The following is a 393-nucleotide window of genomic DNA, read 5'->3' as shown; positions in this document are numbered from 1 at the left end:
CCATCGCCCGCAGCAGCGCCAGCAGATAACCACGCTGCCGCTCGATCGTCGCCTGATCGAACAGCGCCGTGGCATAATCAAACGTTCCGGCTATGACCTCATCACACTCGCCTAGGCTCAGCTCCAGATCGAACTTGACCTGATCGAGCCCTTCCCCGGCAGCCTCCACGCTCAGCCCGGCAAGGTCGAACGACCCGACGGCGTTGTTCTGCCAGGCCAACATCACCTGGAACAACGGCGTGTGATCGAGATGCCGGGGCGGCTTGACGATCTCGACTACCTGCTCGAACGGCAGGTCCTGATGCTCCTGCGCAGCCAGCGCCGTGCGCCGCGTCCGTTCCAACAGCTCTGCCACGCTCGGCGCGCCCGACAGGTCGAGGCGAAGCGCCAGGC

Annotated in this window: 1 protein-coding gene; it reads right to left on the bottom strand. The window is 65.1% G+C overall.

Translation table 11 applies throughout. The features are described 5' to 3' along the window. On the bottom strand, positions 1-393 hold a 393-nt coding region (locus KJQ96_RS38825; protein ID WP_213291201.1), incomplete at both ends, for a condensation domain-containing protein.

It is taken from the genome of Bradyrhizobium sp. sGM-13 (genome assembly GCF_018398875.1).
GTDB lineage: Bacteria > Pseudomonadota > Alphaproteobacteria > Rhizobiales > Xanthobacteraceae > Bradyrhizobium.
The sequence above is the reverse complement of the archived record's forward strand: the minus strand, read 5'-3'. Positions and strand labels throughout refer to the sequence as shown.